Consider the following 24319-nt stretch of genomic DNA (forward strand, 5'->3'; position numbering starts at 1 on the left):
CAGCGCAACCCATAGATTCAAACCGCTTTATGTGCGCTGAGCAGGAATGCCGGCATCTTCGTCCGGCCCTTCTCGTCGAGATCGAAGGGCTTCGGGACGGTAGGTACGTCGGGTATCTCGGGCTGGTAGGCGTGGATGTGCGCCGGGCGAATCTCATCGATCACGAAGTGCTTCGACACCGCAGCGCGTAGCTCGTCTTCGTCGACCTCGTTGGGCTTGGCCTCCAGATGCGGCGGGAAGGCGCCCTTCGCGAATACGAGCACGTACAGCTTCGCGCCCGGGGCGGCCGCGCGGTGGATTGAATGCAAGTAGGCATCGCGTGCCTCGACCGGCAGCGAATGAAACAGTGTGCTGTCGACGATCGTGTCGAAGCGGTCGTCGTAGCCGGTGAACGAGGTGATATCGCCGGACACGAAGGTGGCGCCGGTCAGGCCACGTTCCTGTGCGGCTTTGGTCGCCGCGGCGATGGCAGTCGGCGACAGGTCGATGCCGACGACGGTGCTGCCCGCGGCGGCCAGCGTCAAGGACAACTCGGCATGTCCGCACCCGGCGTCGAGCACGGCACCGGTGATCTTCCCGTCCCGGATCAGTGCCGCCAACTCGGGTTGGGGTTCGCCGATGTTCCACGGCGGCGGGCCCGGGAAGTCGCCTTCCTCCCGGTAGATGCTGTCCCAGTCCATCAGTTCAGAATCCATGGCCCCCAACCTACTCCGCGTCGACGGGCCAGGTGTGTACCGGTTCGTTGCTGTGCATCAGCTCGCAGTACCGGCGCAGCATCTCGGCCAGCGCTTGCGGACGCGCAATGCCCTGGCGCTGTAGTGCCTGTACCGTCGCGACCTGCCACACCGATCCGTTACGGCCGGTCTTGGCGCGCCCCTCGATGACCCCGAGATAGCGGTCGCGCACCTCGGCCGCCACGCCCCAGCGGCGCAACCCTTCGTCGGCCAACGGCAACAAGGTGCGCAGCACCAGTTCGTCAGGGGTGATCTCGCCGAGGCCGGGCCAGTAGAGCCGGGCGTCCATGCCGTGCCGGGCGGCCTCGATGAAATTGTCATGTGCGGCAGTGAAACTCATCTTCGTCCACAGTGGGCGGTCCTCTTCGGACAGCATGCGCAGCGCGCCGTAGTAGAACGCCGAGTTGGCCAGCATGTCGACGACTGTCGGCCCGGCGGGCAACACCCGGTTCTCCACCCGCAGATGCGGCCGGCCGTTGACGACGTCGTAGACCGGGCGGTTCCAGCGGTACACGGTGCCGTTGTGCAACCGTAGTTCCGGTAGTTGCGGGGTCCGCCCGGCGGCCAATTCCGCGACCGGGTCTTCATCGGACAGCTCCGGCAGCAGCGAGGGAAAATAGCGGACGTTCTCCTCGAAAAGGTCGAAGATCGAGGTGATCCAGCGCTCTCCGAACCACACTCGCGGGCGCACGCCCTGAGCCTTGAGCTCGTCGGGTCGGGTGTCGGTAGCCTGGGCGAACAACTCGATGCGGGTCTCGGCCCACAACTGGTGGCCGAAGAAGTACGGCGAATTGGCGCCAAGGGCAAGCTGCGGGGCGGCGAGTACCTGTGCCGCGTTCCAGTTGGCGGCGAAGTCGGCGGGGGATACCTGCAGATGCAATTGCATACTGGTGCAGGCGGATTCGGGTGCGATGGACTCCGCATGCAGGCTCAGCCGCTCGGGCCCGGTGATGTCGATGAGGATGTCCTCGCCGCGCGCGGTGAAGATCGAGTCGTTGAGCGCCTGGTAGCGCAGGGATGGGCTCATCCAGCTGCCAGTCAGGTGCTGCGGCATCAGCGTCGGCAGGATGCCGATCATCACGATGTGGGCGTCGTCGGTGTTGGCCTTGGTCTCGGCGGCGTTCAGGCTGGCGCGGACCTCGGCCTCCAGCTCCAATGCGGTGCGGCCGGGCAGCGGGCGCGGCGGGACGTTGAATTCGATGTTGTAGGCGCCCAATTCGGTCTGGTACGCCGGATCCGCGATCGCAGCCAGCACTTCCTGGTTGGACATCGCCGGTTGGTAGTCACCGTCGACCAGGTTGCATTCGATCTCCATGCCGGTCAGTGGCCGGTCGAACTCGAAACTGGACTGCGTCAGCATCGTTTCGAATACGTCCAGGCACAGCGCAACCTTGCGCCGGTACTCCTGCCGGTGCGCCCGGTTGTAGCTGGCCTGCTTGACCTCATCCCCCACGGGGTCGATGCAACCGGTTCAGCGCAGGCTGCGCAAGCAAATCGCCGAGATCAGCCGCGCCGGCGGGCGCGCACCACCTGCCGGTCGAACGGGTTGGTGCTGACGTCGACGTCGATGCCGGCGTGGGCGCCGAGGGCCCGCAGCGCCGAAGGGCTGTAAGAACGCAGGGAACTGATCAATCCGTCGTGCGCGAACGGCCACCACAGCGCCAGCGGTGCGAGCGCCGCCAGTTTGGCGACATGCAGCGGCGAGGGTACCCGGGGCAGGTCGATCACCAGCATCTCGCCGGCCACCCGGGTGCCCTCGGCGAGGACCCGCGCGGCTTGCGCCGGCCGAAGATGATGAAACGACAACGCGAAGACGGCCAGGTCGAACGAGCCGTCGGCGGCGTCGATGGCCGTCGCGTCGACGGGGCGCACGGTGGCGCGCGGGTTATCACCGAGATCCGAGGCGGCCATCGCCGCTACGGATTCCGGATTGACGTCGGAGACCGTGACGTGGGCGGTGGGGTGCTGTTCGAGCAGCCGGCGGCTCAGCGCGCCATGGCCCGCACCGAGTTCGAGGATCGTCGGGTCCACGATGTCGGCCACCTCGCGCAGCACCAACGCGGCGTTGCGATCATGCTCGCCGAACAGTGAGCCGATTCGGTCGAGGGCCGACACGATCGCGCGCTTGACCTCGTCGTCGACGTCGTCGCGGTCGAGGTATTCCGGGCAATCGGTCTCCAGCAGGCGATCAAGCCAGGACGCGTCCGGACCGCCGCGGGGCATGTCGGCGATGTCGGTGACCTCATTTGCCATGTAGGCCATCATGGACGAAACGGCTGCCACATCCGCAGCGCCGCACGTCAGAGGAGCACCGTTGGCTGACTTCGTCGCCTCGATCGACCAGGGCACCACCAGCACCCGCTGCATGATCTTCGATCACAAGGGCGCGGTGGTGGGCCGGCACCAGCTCGAACACGAGCAGATCCTGCCGCAGTCCGGATGGGTCGAGCACAACCCGGTGGAGATCTGGGAGCGCACCCAAACGGTCGTGAAGTCGGCGCTGAACACCACCAAGCTGGGTGCCAGTGATCTTGCTGCGTTGGGTATCACCAACCAGCGCGAGACCACGCTGGTGTGGAACCGCAAGACCGGCCGGCCGTACTACAACGCGATCGTGTGGCAGGACACCCGCACCGACCGCATCGCGGCGGCACTGGACCGCGACGGGCGCGGTGACATCATCCGGCGCAAAGCCGGGCTGCCGCCGGCCACCTATTTCTCCGGCGGCAAGCTGCAGTGGATCCTAGAAAACGTCGATGGGGTGCGCGCCGACGCCGAGCGCGGCGATGCCCTGTTCGGTACACCCGACACCTGGGTGCTGTGGAATCTGACCGGGGGCACGCAGGGCGGGGTGCATGTCACCGACGTGACCAACGCCAGCCGCACCATGCTGATGAACCTGGAGACCCTTGACTGGGACGAGGAGTTGTTGGCGCTCTTCGGGATTCCGCGTGCGATGCTGCCCGGGATCCGGCCGTCCTCATCGCCGGAGCCGTACGGGACGACGCTGGCCGGCGGCCCGGCCGGTGGCGAGGTGCCGCTGACCGCCAGCCTCGGCGATCAGCAGGCGGCGATGGTGGGGCAGGTGTGTCTGGCCCCTGGCGAGGCCAAGAACACCTACGGCACCGGCAACTTCCTGCTGCTCAACACCGGCGAAAAGATCGTGCGAAGCGACAACGGATTGCTGACCACGGTGTGCTACCAGTTCGGTGATGCGAAACCCGTTTACGTCCTTGAAGGTTCGATCGCGGTGACGGGTTCGGCCGTGCAGTGGCTGCGCGACCAGCTGGGCATCATCAGCGGAGCTTCACAGAGCGAGACGCTGGCCGGTCAGGTCAAGGACAACGGCGGTGTGTACTTCGTGCCGGCGTTCTCTGGGCTGTTCGCTCCGTATTGGCGTTCGGATGCGCGCGGGGCGATCGTCGGGCTGTCGCGGTTCAACTCCAATGCGCACGTGGCCCGCGCGACGTTGGAGGCGATCTGCTATCAGAGCCGCGACGTGGTCGACGCGATGGAAGCCGATTCCGGTGTGCACCTTGAGGTTCTGAAGGTCGACGGCGGTGTCACCCAGAACGAGTTGTGCATGCAGATTCAGGCCGATGTGCTCGGCGTGGACGTGGTGCGTCCGGTGGTGGCCGAGACGACGGCGCTGGGCGCGGCCTACGCGGCTGGGCTGGCGGTCGGCTTCTGGGCCGATCCCGATGATCTGCGGGCGAATTGGCAGGAGGACCGCCGGTGGACGCCGGCCTGGAGCGACGAAGAGCGTCAGACCGGCTATGCGGGCTGGCGCAAGGCAGTCCAGCGGACGCTGGACTGGGTGGAGGTCTGACGAGTTGGGCGCGGTTTCGTGCGCTGTGCGCACGAACCCGCGCCCAAGTCTGATTGCTTACTCGGATTCGCCGAGGATCTGATAGATCTCGCGGCGCGCATTGTTGACGATGTCGATGATGCGCTGTTGCTGCTCGGCGTTGGCAGCGAAAGCCGCTTGCCGTACGGCGCCGAACAGCTGACCCACGGCGGCACGAATGTTGACCTGGCCGGGGTCGGCGCCTTCGGTGATCTCGTCCCACGGTGCGGTCTCGATCTTCTCGGCCGCGGCGCGGCCTTCCTCGGTCAGCTCGAAAAGCTTCTTGCTGCCTTCGGATTCGGTTGCCACCAGCAGACCTTCGTCGACCAGCAGCTGCAGGGTCGGGTAGACCGAGCCGGGGCTCGGCTTCCACAGATCCTGGCTGCGCTCGGCGATCTCCTGGATCATCTCGTAGCCGTGCATCGGCCGTTCGGCCAACAACTTGAGGATGGCGGCGCGCACGTCGCCGCGCTTACCGCGACTGCGGCCGTGTCCGCGGCGACCGCCGCGTCCAACACCGGGACCGAAGCCGGGGCCGAAACCCGGGCCGAAGCCCGGACCGAAGCCGGGACCGAATCCGCCGCGCGGGCCGAAGGGCGGACCGTCGTGGCGATCGCCGTGCTCGCGGAACTGATCACGCAGTTGATCGCGGAGCTCGCGTCGGCCCTGGCGGTCGTGGCGACGACCGCGACCCGCGGGGGCGAAACCAAAGCCGGGACCGAACCCGGGGCCGAAGCCGGGGCGGCCCATGCCAGGGCCGCCGAACTGGGGAAATGGGGTGTTCATAGAAGTTCTCGTTTCTGGTCAGGAAACGCCGAATGCGTTTCCGATACGTTGACGATATATCGGAAACTATCGCGATGCAACGGTCAGATCGACTTTTTGTCGATCTCCCTGATCAACCAACGCGCCCACTCGGCCTCCATCGCCTCGGCACGCAGCCCGAACTCCAAGGCCGCGCGCCCGTAGAAACCGGCGGGATTGTCGTCCCAGTCGATGGCGTCGCGCAGCTGCTCGTAGCGGGCATGTTCGGTTTCGGCGTGTTCGGCCACCCCCACCACGTAGGCCCTGGCCTGCTCGGTTGTCATCTCGCCGAGCAGGAACACCCGGAGCAGCTCGGCGCTGCGGTACGGCGGGTCGTCCTGCGGGTTGGTCATCCAGCGCAGCAGGTCCTGACGGCCGGCGTCGGTGACCCGGTACTCCTTGCGGCCGCGAGGGCCGATGTCGCTGACCTCGATCAGGCCGCCGTCGGCCAGCTTGTTGAGCTCGCCATAGAGCTGACTCTGGGTCGCGGGCCAGACGTTCGCCATGGAGATTTCGAACCGTTTCAGCAGGTCATACCCGCTGCCGGGCTGCTGTGCCAAAAGGCCGAGCGCCGCGTACCGAAGACTCACCCACCCATCGTAGGCGGCGATATGTCAGTTGTGGAATGTCACGCGCCCGACGGCGCAACATTTCACCATTGACATGTCATCAGTGGAGTGTCAATGTTGTCGGCATGACGGACATCACCACCGACTCAGCCAACTTGCCCACCGAGGGCCAGTTCTTCCAGCGCGGCAACTACGCGCCGGTGCCGGATGAACTCGCCGAATACGACCTGCCCGTCGAGGGCGCAATCCCACCAGAGCTCGACGGCTGGTATCTACGCAACGGTCCCAACCCGCGCGAAGCCACCGGCCACTGGTTCACCGGCGACGGGATGATCCACGGCGTTCGCATCGAGGGCGGTGCGGCCAAGTGGTACCGCAACCGCTGGGTGCGCACCGACAGCTTCATCGATCCGTTCCCGCTCTACCGCGAGGACGGGACACGCGACCTGCGGGCCGCGGTCGCCAACACCCACGTCGTCAACCACGCCGGCAAGACCCTGGCGCTCGTGGAATCGTCGCTGCCGTACGAGATCACCAACGATCTGGAAACGGTGGGCTGCTACGACTTCGGTGGCAAGCTGATCGACTCGATGACGGCGCACCCGAAGATCTGCCCGACCACCGGCGAGCTGCACTTCTTCGGCTACGGCAGCATTTTCGCCCCGCACGTGACCTATCACCGCGCCGACGCCAACGGCGAGCTGACCATCAATCGTCCGGTTGACGTGAAGGCGCTGACGATGATGCACGACTTCGCGCTGACCGCGAAGCATGTCATCTTCATGGACCTGCCGATCGTGTTCAACCTCGATATCGCGCTCAAGGGCGAGGGCGATATGCCCTACCGGTGGGACGACACCTACGGTGCCCGGCTGGGCGTGCTACGCCGCGACGACCCGTTCGGCGAGATCCGCTGGTTCGAGATCGACCCCTGCTACGTCTTCCACGTCGCCAATGCCCACGAGGGCGCTGACGGGAAATCGATTGTGCTGCAGGCAGTTCGGTACCCGGAGCTATGGCGTGACGACGGTGGCTTCGACGCCAACGCGGTGTTGTGGAGCTGGACCATCGATCTGCAGAACGGCACGGTCAACGAGCGCCAGCTCGACGACCGGTCGGTGGAGTTCCCGCGGATCGACGACCGGCTGGCCGGCCTGCCGGCCCGCTACTCGGTCTCGGTCGGCGACGCGAGCCTGGTTCGCCACGACCTGACCACCGGGAGCGCCGTCGAGCACCGCTTCGCCACCGGCCTGGTGCCGGGTGGACCGGGGGAGGCGGTTTTCGTTCCGTCGACGTCGGGACCCGCCGATGAAAGCAACGGCTGGTACATCGGCTATGTGTACGACGCCGCGCGCGACGGCAGCGATCTGGTGATCCTGGACGCGTCCGACTTCGCGGGTAAGCCGGTCGCCCGGATCCAGCTGCCACGGCGCGTTCCGTACGGCTTCCACGGCAACTGGATTCCTGCCTAGCGGTACCGCGGCACGCGCTGAGGACCCGCAATTGCGACGATGTGAGCCCATGGGTGACTTCAGCGCGCTGCCCGGCACGGCGATCGTCGTCGGCGGCACCGGCGGCATCGGATCCGAGATCGTCGCGATGCTGGCTGCCCGCGGCTCGCGAGTGGGCTTTACCTACCACGGCAACGCAAGCAAGGCAGCCGAACTCGCGACCGATGACGTCGGCGCTGAGCAGCTGGACATCACCGATGCCGTGGCCGCGCGTCGGGTGATCGACGCCTTCGCGCGGAAAGCCGGCGGGGTGCACTCCCTCGTGCACGCCGCCGGTGCCCACGTGCCGATGCGACACCTCAGCACTGTCGAACCCGAGCAGTTCGACCAACAGCTCGGCACCGACGCCGGCGGCTTTTTCAACGTCGTTGCCGCGGCCCTCCCGCACCTGCGCGCCTCGCAGGGCAGTCTCGTCGCGGTGACGACCGCGGCGACCCGGCGCTTCGCCGTTCGCGACGGACTGTCGGTCGCCCCGAAAGCCGCCATCGAGGCGCTGATCCGGGGTATCGCCGCCGAGGAAGGCCGATTCGGAGTGCGCGCCAACTGTGTTGGTCCCGGCATGCTCGTCGAAGGCAATGCCGCACGGCTGACGGCGAACGGCGACCTCGACGACAAAGCGCTGGAGGCCGCGCGGCGCAACACGCCGCTGGGGCGCTTCGGGTCTGCTGCGGATGTCGCCGAGGCGGTGTGCTTCCTGGCTTCACCGCGGGCGGCCTTCATCACTGGCCAAAAGCTCGACGTCGACGGAGGCTACGGTGCCTGACCGGCTGCCCGACATCCAGGCGATCCGCGATGTGGTCGCCCTGTATTGCCGAGGCGTGGACCGGCTCGACTTCGGCCTGATCCAACAGGCGTACCACCCCGGCGGCATCGATCACCACACCGGTTTCGACGGCACCGTCGACGAGTACCTCGTATGGCTGCGCAAGAACCTCGAGTTCATCGCCGGGACAATGCATTTCATCGGCAACCATCACGTCGACTTCGTCAGCGACGATGTCGCGATCAGCGAGACTTACTTGTTGGCAACGCATTGGGGCCGGCCCGATCAGGATCAGCGGACCAATTTCACCACCGGTGCACGCTACGTCGACCTCATGGAGCGCCGGGACGGCCGGTGGGCGATCGCCGAACGCTGGGCAGTGCGCGAGTGGACCCGGCCTGATGTGTTCGTGCCGCCCGAGCGGCCCGGCCCGCGCGGCCGGCGCGACGCTGACGATCCGCTGTCCGTCCTGCTGAAACGCTTTGGCCTGTAGGTAGGGCGAGTACCGTCACCACACCATGGCGGTTAAATGGTTCGACGAACCTGAAGAACACGACTATGACGCTGCGGCGGACTACCTGAGCATGCTCGCCGAAGACGCCACCGTGGCAGCGACAATCAAGGCGCTGAAATCGGCGAAGCCGGTGGACCGCGAGGCCAAAGACATCCTGCGCGCAGCCCGTCTGACGCTGTTGCCCCCCGACAACCTGCATGTCCGCTCGGACCTGGACAAGATCAACCACGGTAAGAAGCTGTCACCGATTCTGCTGGTGCGCGGCACGCCGGCCGATGCCCTGCAGATCGCCGACGGCTATCACCGGGTGTGCGCGAGCTATCTCACCGATGAGAACACCGCGATTCCGTGCCGGCTTGCATCGTGGGTGCCCAAGACGTGAGTTTCGGGTTCGCCACCCTGGCCCTTGTCGCGGTCGTCGGCATGGCGGGGCCGCTGCTGGCGTCGGTGCCGAGGCTGCGCATCCCGGTCATCATCGGAGAACTCGCAGCGGGATTGCTCATCGGCAGAACTGGATTCGGCATCGTCGACGCCGCCGATCCGACTTTCAGCCTGCTCGCCGACATCGGGTTCGCACTGGTGATGTTCGTGGTCGGTACACACGTCCCGATCCGCGACGCCACCCTGCGCTCCTCGATCCCGGCCGCCGTGCTGCGAGCCGTCCTCATCGGCGCGGTGGCCGCGGTATTCGGGGTTGGTCTGGCGACGTTGTTCCACACCGGCCATGCCGCGGTGTATGCGGTGTTGATGGCGTCGTCATCGGCGGCGCTGGCACTACCGGTCATCCAGGCACTTGGCATCAACGGACCGTCAGTTACGGGCGTCACCGCCCAGATTGCGATCGCCGACGCAACATCGATTGTGTTGCTGCCCTTGGTGATCGATCCGGACCGCGCTCTTACGGCGGCCATCGGGGCGGTGGTGATCGCGCTGGGCGCCGGAGCTGTGTTCGCCTCGCTGTGGTGGTTCGACCGCCGCGGGCTGCGTAAACGGCTACACCGCTATTCCGAGGACCATGAGTTCGCCCTGGAGTTCCGGATCAGCCTGATCGCGCTATTCTCGCTCGCCGCGCTCGCGGTCGCCACGCATGTGTCGATCATGCTGGCCGGATTCGCGCTGGGCCTGGCGGTCAAGGCCGCGGGGGAGCCACGTCGGCTCGCGCGCCAGCTGTTCGGCATCACCGAAGGGCTGTTCGGTCCGCTGTTCTTCGTCTGGCTCGGCGCCTCGCTCAAGGTGCGCGAACTGGGCGAGCATCCCGCCTACATCCTGCTGGGTCTGGGACTGGGGGTCGGCGCGGTGCTGGCCCATTGCGTGGGCCGGCTGACCGGTCAGCCCATCGCGCTGGCCGCGCTGGCCGCCGCGCAACTCGGCGTGCCGGTGGCCGCCGCCACCCTCGGCACCCAGAAGCATCTGCTGTCGGCGGGCGAACCATCAGCTCTGATGCTCGGTGCCCTGTTGACGATCGGGGTCACCTCGGTGGCCAGCGTGATCGCTGCGCGCCGCCCCCGGGAGCAGCCGGCCTGACGACACGATGTGTGCCGGGTGCCCGCTTCGGGTAGCCGACCCCTATGACCGCACCGATCGCCGCCGAGACCCATCCCGACAAAGCTCATCGGAGGCGGTTGTGGGTCAACTGGCTGCTGGCGGTGTCCACCATCCTGGGCGCGGTCGTCGTGGAGCTCTTCGCGATGGGAGCGGTGATGGGCACCTCGGCGTGCAGCGCCCCCAACTGCCCGAAACCCAGTGGATCCATCTACGGCCTGCTCACGTACGGGGCACCCGTCCTGGTGGTGCTGGTCCTCGGCGCGTCGTTCTTCACCGCGGGGCATCGGCGCGGGTTCTTGGTGCCGCTGGTCGGGTGGCTGTTGCTGATTCTGGACGTCGCGATCCTGGCGGCCACGTTCTCCTAGGCCGGCGGCACGAACCTGTCGGCACCGGTTTGTGGCGGCGCAACCGGTCCCGGCGGCGGTGCGGTCGGGTAGACCGGCGGCGGCGGCGCGGGTGGCCCGGATGGGCGCAGCCGGGCCAGTTCTCGGCGGTGCCGTTCGGCGAGCACCGCGGCGATTACGTACTGCGGCGGGACGCCGGGCGGTGGCGGGGGTGAGATGCGGGTGGAGATGTCGCTGACGATGCGGTAGGCCATCTCGTCGCGCACATGGGACGTCAATTCTGGAGCGCGAGCGAGGAATTGGCGTGCGAGTTCGGCTTGGTCGGGAGTGAGCGCAGACAGCTCCAGCGACGACGCCCACCAGGTCAGGGCGGGTGGCATCAGCGGCGGAGGCGGCAGCTTCGGGCCGCGTTCACTGATCACCACGGTGCCGGCGAACACGTCGCCGATGCGCTTTCCGCGGGGCGAGATCAGGCTGCAGATCACTGCGGGGCCGCCCATGAACGTCCAGATCTCGATGAACCCCGCCAGTGCCCGAAACAGGGCCTGCCGGAACCGTTCTGGGCCGCCATCGTCGGAAACCACACGAAGACCCATCGCGATCTTGCCCAGTGTCCTTCCGCGAGTGGCGGTTTCGAACACGACTGGGTAGCCGACGATCACCAGCACCGTGAAAATGATCAGAATCGCCGCCGACAACGCGTCGTCGAACTGGGTGAGCGTGGTGGCCCACAGCAGCACCCCGATGATGTAGCCGACCATGATGACGGCAATGTCGATCATGGCGCTGACGGCCCGCACCGGCAGCTGGGCGATCTGCACGTCGAGGACGACGGCATCCCCCGTCACCACGGTCTCGGGCACCATAACGACCAACGCTACTAGCATCGGCCGGATGGACGTCGACGCATTCGTGCTGGCACACCAGGACACCTGGAAGCGGCTCGAGCAGCTGGTCAAGCGCCGTCGTCGGCTGTCCGGCCCCGAGGTGGACGAGCTCGTCGAGCTCTACCAGCGGGTCTCCACCCACCTGTCGATGGTCCGCTCGGCCTCCTCGGACTCCGTATTGGTCGGCCGGCTGTCCAGCCTGGTGGCCCGGGCCCGCGCCGCCGTCACCGGGGCGCACGCCCCGATGTGGCACGAATTCGCCCGGTTCTGGACGGTGTCGTTCCCGGTGGTGGCCTACCGGGCGTGGCGGTGGTGGCTGGCCACGGCTGTCGTCTTCTTCGCCGTGGCCGTCGTCATCGGGATCTGGGTGGGTGGCAGCCACGAGGTGCAGTCGGCGCTGAGTACGCCGGACGAGATCGAGCACCTCGTCAACCACGACTTCGCCTCGTACTACAGCGAGAACCCGGCCGGGTCGTTCGCGTTGCGGGTGTGGGTCAACAACTCCTGGGTGGCCGCACAGTGCATCGGCTACGCGATCCTGTTGGGCATCCCGATTCCGTGGGTGCTGTTTCAGAACGCGGCCAACCTCGGCGTGATCGGCGGCCTGATGGTCGACGCGGGCAAGGCCGATGTGCTGTTCGGGTTGTTGATTCCGCACGGACTGCTGGAGCTGTCGGCGGTATTCCTCGCCGGGGCGGTCGGGATGCGGCTGGGATGGACAGTGATCTCACCGGGCGATCGACCGCGCGGCCAGGTGCTGGCCGAACAGGGCCGGGCCGTGGTGGCAGCAGCCGTGGGCCTGGCCGGTGTGCTGCTGGTGTCGGGATTGCTCGAGGCATTGGTGACGCCCTCGGCTCTGCCGACTTTTCTTCGTATCGGCATCGGGGTGGCCGCCGAGGTGGCGTTCCTGTCCTATGTCGTCTATTTCGGCCGCAAGGCCAGCCGCGCCGGTGAGACCGGTGACGTCGAGGACGCGCCCGACGTCGTGCCTACGGGCTAGAGGCGGCCGGTGGCCTTCATCGCCAGGTATCGGTCGGCCAGCGCCGGCGCCAGATCCTCTGGCAGCGCGTCGACCACCTCGACTCCGTTGTGCCGCAACCGGCTTGCGATGTTACGCCGATCGTTGCGGGCGCGCTCGGCGGCCGCGGCGTCGTAGACCTGAGCGGCGTCGGCCCGGCCAGTGGCGAGCTGGTCAACGCGCGGGTCGGACACCGCTGCCACGATCACGTTGTGCTTGGCCGACAGCTGCGGCAATACGGGCAGCAGGCCCTCGGCGAGGGCAGAGGCGTTGAGGTCGGTCAGCAACACCACCAGTGCGGTGCGGCGCACTCGGCGCTGCACGGTGGCCACCATTGCCGTCGCATCCGATTCGATCAGAGCCGGCTCCAGCGGCGCCATCGCATCCACCAGCTGAGCGAGCAGATCGGCACGCGAGGCGCCGAACACCGCCGCGCGGGTGAGACGGTCGTGCGCCAGGAAGTCGACGTGATCGCCGGCGCGTGCGGCCAGCGCGGCCAGCAGCAGCGCGGCGTCCATCGACCAGTCCAGCCGCGGCCAGCCACCCGGGTCGCTGGCGGTCGGGTCGACGCCGACGCGGCCTGCCGAGGTCCGGCCCGTGTCGAGCACGATCACCACCCGCCGATCACGTTCGGGGCGCCACGTGCGGACGACCACGTCGGCGCGGCGGGCCGTGGCCCGCCAGTCGATCGAGCGGACGTCGTCGCCGACGACGTATTCGCGCAGCGAGTCGAACTCGGTTCCCTGACCGCGGATCAGGACCGGCAGCAGCCCGTCGATCTCCCGCAACCGCGCCAACCGTGACGGTAAATGCTTGCGCGACAGGAACGGCGGCAGGATGCGCACCTGGCCGGCGAGGGGGAGCGTACGCTGCCGGCCGGCCAGACCCAGCGGCCCGATCGAGCGGACGGTGACACCTTCCGAGCGCAGGTCACCGCGGCGAACGGGCCGCAGCAGGGTGATGGCAGTGAGACTTTCACCCGCCCGGGCTGAGAGCACCTGCGCCCGGGGGTCGGCACAGGCACTCGGCGGCCAGGCATCACGCAGGGCGCCACGGTACCGGCGGGACCCGGTGTTGTGGACATGCAGAACGGCCTCGACGGGTTGGCCCAGCCGCGCCGATGTGTCACCCGCGCGGGTCACGTGCAGTGCACGCGGGCTCGCGGCCAACGCCACGTCGCCGGCCAACACCGTGAGAAGAAGCCCCAACACAATGGCGAAAGTCGTTGCCGGTGAAGGAGAAAGCGCGATCGGCAGCACGCCCACCAGAGCGAGTAGTCCGGCGCGCCCGGTGAGAACCACTAGCGCGGCACCGGCACCGAGGCCAGGATGCCGTCCAGCACCCCGTCGGGGGTGGCGCCTTCTAGCTCGGCCTCCGGTCGCAGCGCGATCCGGTGGCGCAATGTCGGGCGGGCCATTGCCTTGACGTCGTCCGGTGTGACGTAGCCGCGGCCCGATAACCACGCCCACGAGCGCGCCGTGCCCAGCAGGGCGGTCGCGCCACGCGGTGACACGCCAAGCTGAAGCGACGGCGAAGTCCTTGTCGCGCCGGCGATGTCGACGATGTAACCGAGCACCTCATCGGCAACCAGCACCTGCTTGACCGCCCGGCGCCCGGCGGCCAGCTCGGCCGGCCCGGCTACCGGACGGATGGCGCTCAGATCGCGCGGATCGAAACCGCCGGCATGCCGGGACAGGATCGCGATCTCCTGGTCACGCGGCGGCAGCGGCACATTCAGCTTCAGCAGGAACCGGTCCAGCTGCGCCTCGGGCAGCTGATAAGTGCCCTCGTATTCGATCGGGTTCTGGGTGGCGGCCACGATGAACGGATCCGGCAACAGCTGGGGTTCACCGTCGACGCTGACCTGGCGCTCTTCCATCGCCTCGAGCAGAGCCGCTTGGGTTTTCGGCGGGGTGCGGTTGATCTCGTCGGCCAGCATGAGATTGGTGAACACCGGTCCCTTGCGGAAGACGAACGCGGCGGTCTTGGCGTCGTAGACCAGAGAGCCGGTGACGTCACCCGGCATCAGGTCAGGGGTGAACTGCACCCGCTTGAACTCTAGTTGCAGTGCGGCCGCCATCGCCCGCACCAACAGCGTCTTGGCCACGCCAGGAACACCTTCCAGCAGAACGTGGCCGCGACACAACAGGGCGATCACCAGCCCGCTGACCACGGCGTCCTGCCCGACGACGGCTTTGCCAATCTCATTGCGCAGGGCCAGGAGTGCGGCGCGGGCCGCGTCGCTCTCGGCGGTGGAAGAGGGAGGTGGGGCAATGTACGTCACGACGTCGTGACCTGCCTTTCGATGTCGTCGAGTGCGTGGGCCAGGTGGAGCAGATCGGAATCGGTGGACGGCGGCGGACCGAAAAGCAAGTGGTACAAGGTGTTCGGGTCCCCGGCATAACGCGCCGCGACCGCGTCCACCACCGCACCGGGGGATGCGTTAGGACCCAGGCCCAGTCGGGGTATGAGCCGTTGCAAGGTTGCGGTGCGCAATGCTTCGGCCGCTTGGCCGCGGGCCCGGCGGGACCGGTAAAGGCGCGCACGACCCTCCACGGTTTCGGATGCCCGCACCACCACGGGCAGCTTCTCGGCGACGAGCGGGCCCAGACGGCGGCCCTGCCACACCGCCAGTAACAGCACGACCAGGCACAGCTGCCATACGATCCAGGTCACCGCGTCGGGCATCAAGTCGGTGAGCGACGAGCCTTCCGCACCATCACCTTCGGCCTGCTGCGGGGCGTACCAGATCAGCCGGGGCCGGTTGCCGGCCAGGTTCATCGCCAGCGCGGCGTTGCCCTCCTGGAGCAGGCCGCCGTTGGTCATGAAATCCGCGCTACCGACGACGGTGACGGTGCGGCCGTCGGTGTGGTAGCGCACCAACGCTCCGCCGTAGCAACGGGTCAGGTCGACATCGCCGGCCTTCTCGTAGGTGTCGGTGGCGCCCAGTTCCACTGTCCCTGCGCGATTGGCTTCGGGCAGATCGCAATCGGGCTTCATGGTGAGCATCCCGGCACCGCCGATACGCACGTGGGGGGCCAGCGCCTGTCGGGCGCGTGACGTGGGTTCGAGGACCAGCCGATCACCCGGGACGTCGCCGAGCCGGCTCAGCAGATCTTCGCCACGGGTGTAGTAGGTCTCGGCCGCCAGCAGCAGAGTGTCGGGCCGTGCAGCCTGCTCGACATCGGCCACGGTGTGGGCGACGACGACGTCGACGCCGTGCTCGCGAAGCAGGGTGACCAGTGCGTGTGCGCCGTCGGGGCTCGTGGAGTCGGGATCCATCCGGCCGCCCGGGCGCGGGGCGGTGAAGTAGGCACCGATTACGGCGACAACCGAGATCGCGATGAGCGCCAAGGCAATCCAGCGTCCGGTGCGCCAACGCTGGCCGATGGTTGTGCTCACCGCAGCGGGGCCCAGGTGTCGGGGACGGCGGGCGCTGCCGCATCGGCCGGGGTCGGCGCGGCATGCCGGCGAAGAGCCTCGTCGAGTTCGGCCACCATGCGGTAGTTCGGTTCGGTTCCCGGTTGCTCACCGTAGGTGACGTCGTTGAACACCGATGCCGCGCGGCGTAAGTCACCGTCGAACGCGGGCAGCAGTTCACCCGCGTCACGGGCGAGCTCGGTGGCGGTGCGGCCCGGGACGGGATTCAGCATGCCCGTCTCCTCGAGGTGGCGGCCGACTGCTCGCAGCCGGTGCCTGATTGCTGCGGCCCAGTTACCCTGGGCCGCATAAGCTTCAGCCGTCACTCGATGCTCCGCCGCACTGAGTTCGTGGGCTCCGAAGAGGCCGGCGTCACCACCCCGGTCGGTCCGCATAGTGCGTCGCGCGATCCGTACCGCGACGATGAACGCCACCACAACCACAATGGCCAGCACGGTGATGGTCAACCAGCCGCCCGGGATCGACGAGCCCTTGACGATCAGCCGGTACAGCAACTCCTGCAGCCAGTCCCCGAGCCGATCCATCAGCGAGGGCTTGGGATAGATCGGCTTGGCCAGCTCACGCTGGGCGGCCTCGTGAGCGGCCTCACGGTCGATATCGATGGCGGGCATGCTGATCCGGCGCTACCGCGACGGGGTAAGCCACAGATTGTCGGCGGGCACGATGTCGGTGTGCCCGGCGTTAGCCCCAGTTCGCAACACCAGATCGAACGCCTCGGCACGGATGCGGGTATCGGTGTAGAGCAGCACCACCACACCGGCGGCGAACGGCGCGGTGAGAATCTCGCCGATCGCGCCGCCGATGGCGATCAATGTGGTCGACAGGATGATCGAGCCTGAGGACGTGTCCCCGAGGAGCAGTACCTGACCGGCGATGCTGAACGGAATCGAGACCGCGCCGGCGATCACCCCCGCGACCACCGAAGCGAGCAGCCGGATTCCGATGACTCGCCAGAAGTGGTTGCGCACCAAGCCAAACGAACGGCGGATCGACTCGATGATGGGCTTTCGCTCCAGCACGATGGCGACCGGAGTGAACGACAGGCTGGTGTACAGGTAGGCGAGCGCAGCGATCAATGCCAGTACCAGCGGGATGCCGATGATCACTGCGGCAAGGCCGTTAGCCGCCACCGCAATTCCGGCGATGACGGCCGCGACCACACCCGCCAACAGCAATGCGGCCAAAACTTCCAGCACGCTGAACCCGAGGAGGGCCAGCAGCCGGCCACGCACCCGCTGCCAGGCTTCGCCGACGGTGATCTTGGAGCCGAATACTGCCCGCGCGACCACGACGGTGAGCATGCCGGACAGCAGGATTGCCGCCAGGAAGGTCGTCACGCCGGTGGTGAGGCCGGACAGGATAGAGCCCACCACCACCGGTGTGGACAACTCTTCGCCGGTTTGGGCGCCGACCTTGCCGCCCATAGAAATGATCGGACCCAGCTGCAAGACGAGCGCCAGGATCTGGGTGATCACCACCACGATGGTTGTCAGGCCCAGCGACGCCTTCGGGTTCGACCGGATGTAGGCGACAGCGCCGTTGAAGATATCGCTGAGCGACAGCGGCCGAAGCGGGATGATGCCTGGCTTGGGCGCCATCGGCGGTCCGTAGCCCGGTGGTGGGAAACCGGGTGGTGGATACCCGGGCGCGGCGTACCCCGGTGGGGGATATCCCGGCGGACCGTAAGCCGGTGGCGGATAACCGGGCGGGCCATAGGCGGGTGGCCCATAGCCCGGCGGTGGATATCCGGGCGGTGGATAACCGGCAGGCGGCCCTGGCGGCGAGAATGCCGGTTGACCAGGCCATCCGGGCGGCGGTCCGGGTGGTCCGGCAGGTGGTGCCGTCACCGGACAACGCCCCCCACGTCGTTGCTCATACGCCCATCCTGTCGAGCGCCGAGCCATTTCTCAACGTCCCGCCCATCCCGGGCGCGTAGCGTTTGCGCCATGGCGGAGCTCAAGGACCGGCTGAGATCGGACCTCACCGAAGCGATGAAGAGTCAGGACAAGTTGCGCACTGCGACGCTGCGACTGCTGCTCGCGGCGATCCAGACCGAGGAGGTCTCGGGCAAGCAGGCGCGTGACCTCTCCGACGACGAGGTGCTCAAGGTGCTCGCCAGGGAGTCCAAGAAGCGAAGCGAATCCGCCGAGATCTACACCCAGAACGGGCGCGGCGAACTGGCTGCCGAGGAGCACGCCGAGGCCCGGATCATCGACGAGTACCTGCCGACCCCGCTGACCGACGCCGAGGTGGCCGACGTCGCGGACACCGCGATCGCGCAGGTGGCCGAGGAGATCGGGGAACGCCCGTCGGCCAAACAGATGGGTCTGGTGATGAAGGCGGCCAGCGCGATCGCGGCAGGCAAGGCCGACGGGTCGCGGCTGTCGGCGGCGGTCAAGGCGCGTTTGTAGTCCTGCCCCGTTTCGCTGTGTGAGTCTCGGGTACCCGTTGCGTATGACGCGCTTCGGATACACCTTGATGACCGAGCAAAGCGGCCCCAAAAGCCTTGTACAGTATGCTATTTCGGCGGAACGCGCGGGCTTCGACTTCGAAGTGTCCAGCGACCACTTCTCGCCGTGGCTGACCACACAGGGACACGCACCCAACGCGTGGACCTTGCTCGGTGCGGTGGCCCACGCCACCGACAGGGTCGCCCTGTACACCTACGTGACCTGCCCGACGATGCGCTATCACCCGGCCGTCGTCGCGCAGCAGGCCGCCACCTTGCAGATCCTGGCCGATGGCCGGTTCACCCTCGGCGTCGGTTCGGGGGAGAACCTCAACGAGCATGTCGTCGGCAGGGGCTGGCCTACCATCCAACGACGCCAGGACATGCTGAACGAGGCCATCGTGATCATCCGGCAACTGCTCAGCGGTGAGCTCGTCGATCACAAAGGCGAGTACTTCCAGGTTGATTCGGCACGGATCTGGGATGTTCCAGACGAGCCGGTCACCATCGGAGTCGCGGTGTCCGGGCAGCGATCCGTGGACGCCTTCGCAACCGCCGGTGACCACATGATCGCCGTCGAGCCCGACGCCAAGCTGGTCAACGGGTGGCATTCGGCGCGCCAGGCCACCGGCCTGCCCGGGGGCGGGCGGGTGATCGGTCAGATCCCGGTGTGCTGGGACCCCGACCGCGACGCGGCGGTCAAACGCGCCCATGAACAGTTCCGCTGGTTCGGTGGCGGTTGGGACGTCAACGCCGATCTCCCTACACCGGCCGGATTCGCTGGCGCCACGCAATTCGTCAGCCCGGAGGCGGTGGCCGAGAACATCCCGTGCGGGCCCGACCTGGACGCCATCGTCGAGGCGGTCAGTGCGTACTGGGAAGCCGGATTCACCGATATTGCGCTGGTGCAGATCGGTGACGAAGGTCAGGACGAGTTTTTGGCGAAGGCCGCCGAGCCGCTGCTGGAGAAACTCCGCAACGCCGCGAACTGATCACGTGACGACGCCCACCCTTGGGATTGAAAACCTTCCCACAGGGCAATCCCGTCGGCCATGACGGACCCGACCTCCGACGAAGAAGATCACGCGGACTACACCGACGATCACCAGGAGGAACGCAGAATCGACCGGCCAGGGGCCAAGCCCGGGGGCGGCGACGATATCCGCGAAATCGCTCCCGACGTCGCCGACTCGCCCGACCACGAGCCCCCGGATTGAACTGGTTTGCCCCCGGATTGAACTGGTTTAACGGTGCCGTTATGGGGCACTTAAACGGAGCGCCTTTGACAGCACAGAGCGCCCCCAATTGTCGAAAGGCCGATGTTGACCATTCTTTACCCGGACGTCCAAGAGTCCGTGGATGTCTATGCCCCACAACATGATTCCTACCTGCTGATTGAAGCGATGACCCTCAGCGGTCTGGTCAAAGGGTCTCGTGTTCTGGACTTCTGCACCGGAAGCGGGGTCGTGGCGATTGCCGCGGCGCAACTGGGTGCGCGCACCGTCACCGCGTTCGATATCTGCCCGCGTGCCGTGGGATGCGCCGCGACCAATGCCGGTGATGCAGGCGTCGATGTCGACGCACGGGTGGGCACATGGGCCGATGCGCTGGCGGCCGGTCCCTTCGATGTGGTCGTATCGAATCCGCCTTATGTCCCAACCGGTCCTCATGCTCATTCCGAAAACATCCCCGCCGGGGTGGGCTCTGCGACGGCGTGGAACGCGGGCATCGACGGCCGCCTCGTGCTGAATCCAATGTGCGACCGCGCCCCGGAACTGCTTTCCGATGGGGGGACGATGCTGATCGTCCACTCGGAGCTCTCCGACACCGAACAGTCGCTGCGCCGTCTGCGCAGTGTCGGCCTCCGGTCGGAAGTTGTTCTCAACCAACTCATTCCGTTTGGTCCGGTGCTGAAAGCCCGGGCGAACTGGCTGGAGAGCACCGGTCGGCTGCCTGTGGGGCGGCGGGAGGAGGAGATCGTGGTGATCCGCGCGGAGAAACGGTGAGCGACGAAACCCGGCTGGTCCGAATCGTTTCCGGCGGCCCGGTGATGGTTCAAGGCCCCGTGCGTATCGAAACGCCCGACGGGGCCGTCGTCGAATCCGACCGGTTCATGGTGGCGATTTGTATGTGCCGGCGCAGTAAGACTTATCCGCTCTGCGACACCAGCCATCGACGCAAACAGCGCGACGAGCCGTCAGCTCAGCGGACGCCGTAGGGAACTGCGCCCGCTGGTCCAGTACCGCATGAGGTGATCGGCCAGCCGATCCTCGACCGCTAGATGTGCCCGGATCCCGAAGATGACGTCGCGTTCCAGTGCCGGCTCCCGGCTGACCAGGTCGCCGACGACATCGGTGCGGACCACCTGTTCGTGCACGGCGTCCGCCTCGACGTGCTCCCGGTAGAACCGCACGCAGGCCTCCGGGGCGCCGAGCCGTTCCAGCGCATCGACCAGCCTCCGCGAGCCCGGCGATGAGGTGATCTCGGTGGACGCGAAGTGCCCGATCGCCGCGCCGCGATGCTCACGATGCAGGCCGAAGAACGACATCAAATTCACCACGGCCAGCGACACGGCGGGCACGGCGTCGATGTAACCCAAGTAGGTCGCATCCAGGTCCGCTGCCACCATCAGGTCGGCGAACAACTGCTGATGCACGTGATCGCCTCGGCCGGCACCGAACTCGTCGAACTCGACGGCCACGAAGGCGGCTTTGGCCTGGCCGGTCAGCCGGGGAATGGCCCACGCGTGCGGGTCGCCCTCCTTGAGGTGATAGAGCGAGCGGTGCACGAAGTACTCCTGCATCTGCTCCCAGGTCCCGGTGCTGCGCAGGTGGTAGGACGGCCCGGAACCGTCGACCGGTTCGATTGTCAGCTGCTCCATCTCGGCGGCCGCGGTGGTCTCGGCGCTGATCTCCCCGACATCGCGACGCACCGCGTCCAGGAATGCCTCTTCCAGTTGCGCGCGCAGATGCAGCAGACCGGGGTTCCACTCCCAGCCCGGGTCAACGCCGGCGAACCCGCGGTAGTGCAGCTCGTAGCAGACGTAGAGCGCCAGCTGCAGATCGATGCCGTACGGGTCAGAGTCGCGCACCGGGGCCTCGACCCGAGCCAGATAATTACGTGGCGCCCGTTCGGTCAGAAGCTCGAGGACAGCCATTGACAACGGTCCTCGAGCTTGGGGAAGAAGGGGTTCCAGCGAGATGGGGGCGAGCGTCACCTAATCCTTTTCCCCCAACACGGGCCGGGCTAAACCCCGTGCGTCACATCAGGATCGGTTGACGGAGGCGACAAATGCGTCCGGGTCGGTGACGCCGACCAGCAAAGTGCGCAGAGTCGTTGACCGGGCACCGGCACCGCCAACCGTGCACGCCCCAGCTCATCGACACCTGCAGCTGTTGAAACCGATCTTCGTCATGGTGGCGACGACAGGGGCCCCATCAGTGGTTGCGATGGGTGAAAGTACCTGGTTGTACCGTGGGCCTGTCTCGACAGCGAAAGGCCGTCACCCATGGACGCAGACGTCATCGTCGTCGGAGCCGGACTGGCTGGTCTCGTGGCTACCCACGAACTGACCAGCCGCGGCAAGAAGGTCCTGCTGGTCGACCAGGAGAACGAAGCGAACCTGGGCGGGCAGGCGTTCTGGTCGTTCGGCGGGCTGTTTCTGGTGGACTCTCCCGAACAGCGGCGCCTGGGAGTCAAGGACAGCCTCGACCTCGCCTGGAACGACTGGTCTGGCAGCGCCCAATTCGACCGCCTCGACGACGAGGACAGCTGGGCGGTGCGATGGGCCCATGCCTACGTAGACTTCGCCGCCGGCGAGAAGCGCTCATGGCTTCTCGGACACGGCATCAAATTCCTTCCCACGGTCGGCTGGGCCGAACGCGGTGACCTGCGCGCCGACGGGCACGGCAACTCGGTGCCGCGTTTCCACGTCGCATGGGGTACCGGGACCGGGGTGGTGGAGCCCTTCGTCAACTCGGCGCTGTCCGCCGCGGAGCGCGGGCTGGTGACGTTCCGGCACCGGCACCGGGTAGATGAACTGCTCATCGCCGACGGCGCGGTCACCGGCGTACGGGGCGCCGTACTGGCACCCGACAACGCGCCCCGCGGCGCGCCATCTAATCGGGATACCTTGGGGGAGTTCGAATTTCATGCCCAAGCCGTCATTCTCACCACCGGGGGCATCGGCGCCAACCACGACATCGTGCGGCAGTACTGGCCGCAGCGACTGGGCACCCCGCCGCGCTCGATGATCACCGGAGTGCCCGCTTACGTCGATGGCAGGATGCTCGACATCGCCGCCGATTCCGGGGTGCGCACGGTCAACCGGGACCGGATGTGGCACTACACCGAGGGTGTGCAGAACTGGGATCCGATCTGGCCGGCGCACGCGATCCGGATCTTGCCGGGGCCGTCGTCGATCTGGTTCGACGCACTGGGCCGGCGGCTGCCCCAGCCGTACCTGCCCGGCTACGACACCCTTGGCACGTTGCGCTATCTGCGCACCACTCCGGAGATCGCCGGCTACGACCACAGTTGGTTCGTCCTCACCCAGAAGATCATCGAGCGCGAGTTCGCCCTGTCGGGTTCCGAACAGAACCCCGACATCACCAGCAAGGACCGCGCCGGATTCCTCAAGGAGCGGCTGCTGACAAAAGGCGCGCCGGCGCCGGTGGAAGCCTTCAAACGCCACGGCGCGGACTTCGTGGTGGCTGATCGCCTCGACGAGCTGGTCGCGAAAATGAATGCGCTGACCGACGAACCGCTGTTGGACGCCGGACACCTGCGGGCGCAGATCGAGGCCCGCGATCTGCAGATGGCCAACCCGTATTCCAAGGACGCGCAGGTGCAGGGCATCCGTAACTCGCGGCGCTACATCGGCGACCGGATCGGCCGGACCGCCGCCCCGCACCGGATCCTCGACCCGGCGGCGGGCCCGCTGATCGGGGTGAAGCTGCACATCCTGACCCGCAAGACTCTCGGCGGCATCCAGACAGATCTGTCGTCTCGGGCGATAGGCGTCGACGGCAGGCCGATCGACGGGCTGTACGCCGCGGGTGAAGTGGCCGGATTCGGTGGCGGCGGCGTGCACGGATACAACGCGTTGGAGGGCACGTTCCTCGGGGGCTGCCTGTTCTCGGGCCGCGCCGCAGGCCGGGCGGCTGCAACAGCACTGTAGATCGTGCCCCCGACCAGCCCCGGGAGCGTTGCTGTCTCATTTGACGTTGACGTCAATATAGAGGGATGTTGATCCGAGCCGCGGCCCGATAGTATGGCTCCATCAGGAAGGGGGCCGAAATGAGCCTTCGACGTACATCGCTTCGAGCGGTGGCCACCACGGCGTTGTCAGTGGGGGCGTTGTTTGCGGCGGGTGGCGTCGCATCAGCCGCACCCGCCGATCCGGCCAGCCCGGATGAATTTGGGTCGTTCCTCGACAGCTTGACGAACACCTACAACAACACCATCGCTCGGTCGGTGGATGAGGCGCGCGACTCGGCCACCCAGCAGACGGAGGCCAACATTGCGACCGCTATCGCGGTGCCGGTGGCCAACGGTGCGGTCGGTGGCGCGACCGCCGTGGCCGGCAGTGCGGCATCGGCGTTGGTGTTCTCGGCGTTCCAGAACGGCTTCAATCCGTTCGGGAGTCTGACGTCGGCGGCGGTTCCGGCTGCTGCCTCGGTGCCGGCGCTGAGCGCGGCGAGCCTGCCGGCCGCCCCAGCATTGCCGCCACCACCTGCCCTCGGCCCGATGCCCGCGATCGGTCCGCCTCCGCTGCCGCCGCCACCTGCGTTGCCGCCGCCTCCGTGGATCCCGTTCCTGCCGGGCTCACCGCCCCTGCCGGGTCCGCCGCCGCTGCCGCCGCCCCCAGCGTTGCCGCCACCCCCGTTCTGAC

General features: G+C 67.2%; 26 protein-coding genes and 1 pseudogene. 15 read left to right on the top strand and 12 right to left on the bottom strand.

The annotated features are described in order from the left end of the window. Window positions 1–17 precede the first annotated feature (17 nt). The 3 genes from CG716_RS11490 to CG716_RS11500 are packed head-to-tail and all read right to left on the bottom strand — an operon-like array spanning window position 18 to window position 2996. Complete coding sequence (locus CG716_RS11490; protein ID WP_094479562.1) at window positions 18–695, bottom strand: class I SAM-dependent methyltransferase; 678 nt, start codon at window positions 693–695, stop codon at window positions 18–20. 10 nt (window positions 696–705) lie between these two features. Beyond that, a complete protein-coding gene (locus CG716_RS11495) occupies window positions 706–2187 on the bottom strand; it encodes a glutamate-cysteine ligase family protein (RefSeq protein ID WP_094479564.1) in 1482 nt (493 codons plus the stop codon). Between the two features lie 50 nt (window positions 2188–2237). Continuing rightward, entirely contained in the window at window positions 2238–2996 is a 759-nt protein-coding gene (locus CG716_RS11500) for a class I SAM-dependent methyltransferase (RefSeq protein WP_094479566.1), read from the bottom strand. Window position 2997: 1 nt separating this feature from the next. Here CG716_RS11500 and glpK point away from each other — a divergent pair, with 1 nt between their 5' ends. Continuing rightward, window positions 2998–4563, top strand: coding sequence for a glycerol kinase GlpK (gene glpK / locus CG716_RS11505; RefSeq protein WP_165774111.1), 1566 nt, complete (start codon window positions 2998–3000; stop codon window positions 4561–4563). 57 nt (window positions 4564–4620) lie between these two features. Here the strand turns inward: glpK and CG716_RS11510 are convergent, their stop codons facing one another. Together CG716_RS11510 and CG716_RS11515 are read right to left on the bottom strand one after the other, a co-directional pair. After that, window positions 4621–5367, bottom strand: coding sequence for a PadR family transcriptional regulator (locus tag CG716_RS11510; RefSeq protein WP_094479568.1), 747 nt, complete (start codon window positions 5365–5367; stop codon window positions 4621–4623). Window positions 5368–5450: 83 nt separating this feature from the next. Continuing rightward, window positions 5451–5975, bottom strand: coding sequence for a PadR family transcriptional regulator (locus tag CG716_RS11515; protein ID WP_094479570.1), 525 nt, complete (start codon window positions 5973–5975; stop codon window positions 5451–5453). Between the two features lie 104 nt (window positions 5976–6079). Here CG716_RS11515 and CG716_RS11520 point away from each other — a divergent pair, with 104 nt between their 5' ends. The 6 genes from CG716_RS11520 to CG716_RS11545 are packed head-to-tail and all read left to right on the top strand — an operon-like array spanning window position 6080 to window position 10652. Continuing rightward, window positions 6080–7426, top strand: coding sequence for a carotenoid oxygenase family protein (locus tag CG716_RS11520; RefSeq protein WP_094479572.1), 1347 nt, complete (start codon window positions 6080–6082; stop codon window positions 7424–7426). Window positions 7427–7475: 49 nt separating this feature from the next. Then, a complete protein-coding gene (locus CG716_RS11525) occupies window positions 7476–8228 on the top strand; it encodes an SDR family NAD(P)-dependent oxidoreductase (RefSeq protein WP_094479574.1) in 753 nt (250 codons plus the stop codon). Beyond that, window positions 8221–8721, top strand: coding sequence for a nuclear transport factor 2 family protein (locus tag CG716_RS11530; protein ID WP_234817811.1), 501 nt, complete (start codon window positions 8221–8223; stop codon window positions 8719–8721). Before CG716_RS11525 ends, CG716_RS11530 begins: the two co-directional genes overlap by 8 nt. 25 nt (window positions 8722–8746) lie before the next feature. Next, the gene (locus tag CG716_RS11535; protein ID WP_094479579.1) at window positions 8747–9124 is read left to right on the top strand and encodes a hypothetical protein; all 378 of its coding nucleotides are present in this window, start codon (window positions 8747–8749) and stop codon (window positions 9122–9124) included. Window positions 9125–9165: 41 nt separating this feature from the next. Continuing rightward, complete coding sequence (locus tag CG716_RS11540) at window positions 9166–10266, top strand: cation:proton antiporter (RefSeq protein ID WP_094479835.1); 1101 nt, start codon at window positions 9166–9168, stop codon at window positions 10264–10266. Window positions 10267–10310: 44 nt separating this feature from the next. Continuing rightward, window positions 10311–10652, top strand: a complete 342-nt coding sequence (locus CG716_RS11545; protein ID WP_094479581.1) for a hypothetical protein — start codon at window positions 10311–10313, stop codon at window positions 10650–10652. Here the strand turns inward: CG716_RS11545 and CG716_RS11550 are convergent. Beyond that, the gene (locus CG716_RS11550; RefSeq protein WP_234817812.1) at window positions 10649–11497 is read right to left on the bottom strand and encodes an RDD family protein; all 849 of its coding nucleotides are present in this window, start codon (window positions 11495–11497) and stop codon (window positions 10649–10651) included. The two genes, CG716_RS11545 and CG716_RS11550, sit on opposite strands and share 4 nt — an antisense overlap. A gap of 28 nt (window positions 11498–11525) precedes the next feature. Here CG716_RS11550 and CG716_RS11555 point away from each other — a divergent pair, with 28 nt between their 5' ends. After that, the gene (locus CG716_RS11555; protein ID WP_094479585.1) at window positions 11526–12518 is read left to right on the top strand and encodes a stage II sporulation protein M; all 993 of its coding nucleotides are present in this window, start codon (window positions 11526–11528) and stop codon (window positions 12516–12518) included. Here the strand turns inward: CG716_RS11555 and CG716_RS11560 are convergent. The 5 genes and pseudogenes from CG716_RS11560 to CG716_RS11580 all read right to left on the bottom strand — a co-directional run bounded on the left by CG716_RS11560 (window position 12515) and on the right by CG716_RS11580 (window position 17925). Then, window positions 12515–13837: a DUF58 domain-containing protein gene (locus CG716_RS11560; protein ID WP_094479587.1), complete on the bottom strand. Its 1323-nt coding sequence runs from the start codon at window positions 13835–13837 to the stop codon at window positions 12515–12517. The genes CG716_RS11555 and CG716_RS11560 overlap by 4 nt on opposite strands. After that, window positions 13837–14820, bottom strand: a complete 984-nt coding sequence (locus CG716_RS11565; protein ID WP_207760642.1) for an AAA family ATPase — start codon at window positions 14818–14820, stop codon at window positions 13837–13839. Before CG716_RS11565 ends, CG716_RS11560 begins: the two co-directional genes overlap by 1 nt. Next, complete coding sequence (locus CG716_RS11570; RefSeq protein ID WP_094479589.1) at window positions 14817–15938, bottom strand: DUF4350 domain-containing protein; 1122 nt, start codon at window positions 15936–15938, stop codon at window positions 14817–14819. Before CG716_RS11570 ends, CG716_RS11565 begins: the two co-directional genes overlap by 4 nt. Next, entirely contained in the window at window positions 15935–16588 is a 654-nt protein-coding gene (locus tag CG716_RS11575) for a DUF4129 domain-containing protein (protein ID WP_094479591.1), read from the bottom strand. The genes CG716_RS11570 and CG716_RS11575 overlap by 4 nt, the downstream gene beginning before the upstream one ends. A 12-nt stretch (window positions 16589–16600) precedes the next feature. Beyond that, window positions 16601–17925, bottom strand: a pseudogene (locus CG716_RS11580) (DUF7847 domain-containing protein). Here CG716_RS11580 and CG716_RS11590 point away from each other — a divergent pair. The 5 genes from CG716_RS11590 to CG716_RS11605 all read left to right on the top strand — a co-directional run bounded on the left by CG716_RS11590 (window position 17924) and on the right by CG716_RS11605 (window position 20644). Beyond that, window positions 17924–18388 carry a GatB/YqeY domain-containing protein gene (locus CG716_RS11590; RefSeq protein ID WP_094479597.1) on the top strand — a complete coding sequence of 155 codons (465 nt, stop codon included), beginning with the start codon at window positions 17924–17926 and terminating at the stop codon, window positions 18386–18388. The pseudogene CG716_RS11580 and the gene CG716_RS11590 overlap by 2 nt on opposite strands. 43 nt (window positions 18389–18431) lie before the next feature. After that, window positions 18432–19418, top strand: coding sequence for an LLM class F420-dependent oxidoreductase (locus CG716_RS11595; protein ID WP_094479599.1), 987 nt, complete (start codon window positions 18432–18434; stop codon window positions 19416–19418). A 60-nt stretch (window positions 19419–19478) separates the two neighbouring features. Further along, on the top strand, window positions 19479–19643 hold the full coding sequence (locus CG716_RS30180) for a hypothetical protein (protein WP_165774113.1): 165 nt from the start codon (window positions 19479–19481) through the stop codon (window positions 19641–19643). Window positions 19644–19748: 105 nt separating this feature from the next. Beyond that, complete coding sequence (locus CG716_RS11600) at window positions 19749–20432, top strand: HemK2/MTQ2 family protein methyltransferase (RefSeq protein WP_094479839.1); 684 nt, start codon at window positions 19749–19751, stop codon at window positions 20430–20432. A gap of 44 nt (window positions 20433–20476) precedes the next feature. Further along, window positions 20477–20644 (top strand): CDGSH iron-sulfur domain-containing protein, encoded by a 168-nt coding sequence (locus CG716_RS11605; RefSeq protein WP_094479841.1) that lies wholly within the window; start codon window positions 20477–20479, stop codon window positions 20642–20644. On the opposite strand, the gene CG716_RS11610 is transcribed toward CG716_RS11605, so the two are convergent. Continuing rightward, window positions 20624–21583 carry an iron-containing redox enzyme family protein gene (locus tag CG716_RS11610; protein WP_207760643.1) on the bottom strand — a complete coding sequence of 320 codons (960 nt, stop codon included), beginning with the start codon at window positions 21581–21583 and terminating at the stop codon, window positions 20624–20626. The genes CG716_RS11605 and CG716_RS11610 overlap by 21 nt on opposite strands. Before the next feature lie 351 nt (window positions 21584–21934). On the opposite strand from CG716_RS11610, the gene CG716_RS11615 reads away from it, so the two are divergent. Both CG716_RS11615 and CG716_RS11620 read left to right on the top strand, forming a co-directional pair. Next, entirely contained in the window at window positions 21935–23605 is a 1671-nt protein-coding gene (locus tag CG716_RS11615; protein WP_094479603.1) for an FAD-binding dehydrogenase, read from the top strand. 119 nt (window positions 23606–23724) lie between these two features. Next, on the top strand, window positions 23725–24318 hold the full coding sequence (locus tag CG716_RS11620; RefSeq protein WP_133066924.1) for a hypothetical protein: 594 nt from the start codon (window positions 23725–23727) through the stop codon (window positions 24316–24318). The last annotated feature ends 1 nt before the right edge of the window (window position 24319 follow it).

Origin of the sequence: Mycolicibacterium sphagni, assembly GCF_002250655.1 — a bacterium.
Lineage (GTDB): Bacteria > Actinomycetota > Actinomycetes > Mycobacteriales > Mycobacteriaceae > Mycobacterium > Mycobacterium sphagni.

What these genes read in the sequence shown, in the direction of transcription:
- CG716_RS11490 (WP_094479562.1), bottom strand. Translation starts at nt 695, where the DNA reads ATGGATTCTGAACTGATGGACTGGGACAGCATCTACCGGGAGGAAGGC.
- CG716_RS11500 (WP_094479566.1), bottom strand. Translation starts at nt 2,996, where the DNA reads ATGGCCTACATGGCAAATGAGGTCACCGACATCGCCGACATGCCCCGC.
- glpK (WP_165774111.1), top strand. Translation starts at nt 2,998, where the DNA reads ATGGACGAAACGGCTGCCACATCCGCAGCGCCGCACGTCAGAGGAGCA.
- CG716_RS11510 (WP_094479568.1), bottom strand. Translation starts at nt 5,367, where the DNA reads ATGAACACCCCATTTCCCCAGTTCGGCGGCCCTGGCATGGGCCGCCCC.
- CG716_RS11520 (WP_094479572.1), top strand. Translation starts at nt 6,080, where the DNA reads ATGACGGACATCACCACCGACTCAGCCAACTTGCCCACCGAGGGCCAG.
- CG716_RS11525 (WP_094479574.1), top strand. Translation starts at nt 7,476, where the DNA reads ATGGGTGACTTCAGCGCGCTGCCCGGCACGGCGATCGTCGTCGGCGGC.
- CG716_RS11535 (WP_094479579.1), top strand. Translation starts at nt 8,747, where the DNA reads ATGGCGGTTAAATGGTTCGACGAACCTGAAGAACACGACTATGACGCT.
- CG716_RS11540 (WP_094479835.1), top strand. Translation starts at nt 9,166, where the DNA reads ATGGCGGGGCCGCTGCTGGCGTCGGTGCCGAGGCTGCGCATCCCGGTC.
- CG716_RS11545 (WP_094479581.1), top strand. Translation starts at nt 10,311, where the DNA reads ATGACCGCACCGATCGCCGCCGAGACCCATCCCGACAAAGCTCATCGG.
- CG716_RS11550 (WP_234817812.1), bottom strand. Translation starts at nt 11,497, where the DNA reads ATGGTGCCCGAGACCGTGGTGACGGGGGATGCCGTCGTCCTCGACGTG.
- CG716_RS11555 (WP_094479585.1), top strand. Translation starts at nt 11,526, where the DNA reads ATGGACGTCGACGCATTCGTGCTGGCACACCAGGACACCTGGAAGCGG.
- CG716_RS11575 (WP_094479591.1), bottom strand. Translation starts at nt 16,588, where the DNA reads ATGCCCGCCATCGATATCGACCGTGAGGCCGCTCACGAGGCCGCCCAG.
- CG716_RS11590 (WP_094479597.1), top strand. Translation starts at nt 17,924, where the DNA reads ATGGCGGAGCTCAAGGACCGGCTGAGATCGGACCTCACCGAAGCGATG.
- CG716_RS11595 (WP_094479599.1), top strand. Translation starts at nt 18,432, where the DNA reads ATGACGCGCTTCGGATACACCTTGATGACCGAGCAAAGCGGCCCCAAA.
- CG716_RS30180 (WP_165774113.1), top strand. Translation starts at nt 19,479, where the DNA reads ATGACGGACCCGACCTCCGACGAAGAAGATCACGCGGACTACACCGAC.
- CG716_RS11605 (WP_094479841.1), top strand. Translation starts at nt 20,477, where the DNA reads ATGGTTCAAGGCCCCGTGCGTATCGAAACGCCCGACGGGGCCGTCGTC.
- CG716_RS11610 (WP_207760643.1), bottom strand. Translation starts at nt 21,583, where the DNA reads ATGGCTGTCCTCGAGCTTCTGACCGAACGGGCGCCACGTAATTATCTG.
- CG716_RS11615 (WP_094479603.1), top strand. Translation starts at nt 21,935, where the DNA reads ATGGACGCAGACGTCATCGTCGTCGGAGCCGGACTGGCTGGTCTCGTG.
- CG716_RS11620 (WP_133066924.1), top strand. Translation starts at nt 23,725, where the DNA reads ATGAGCCTTCGACGTACATCGCTTCGAGCGGTGGCCACCACGGCGTTG.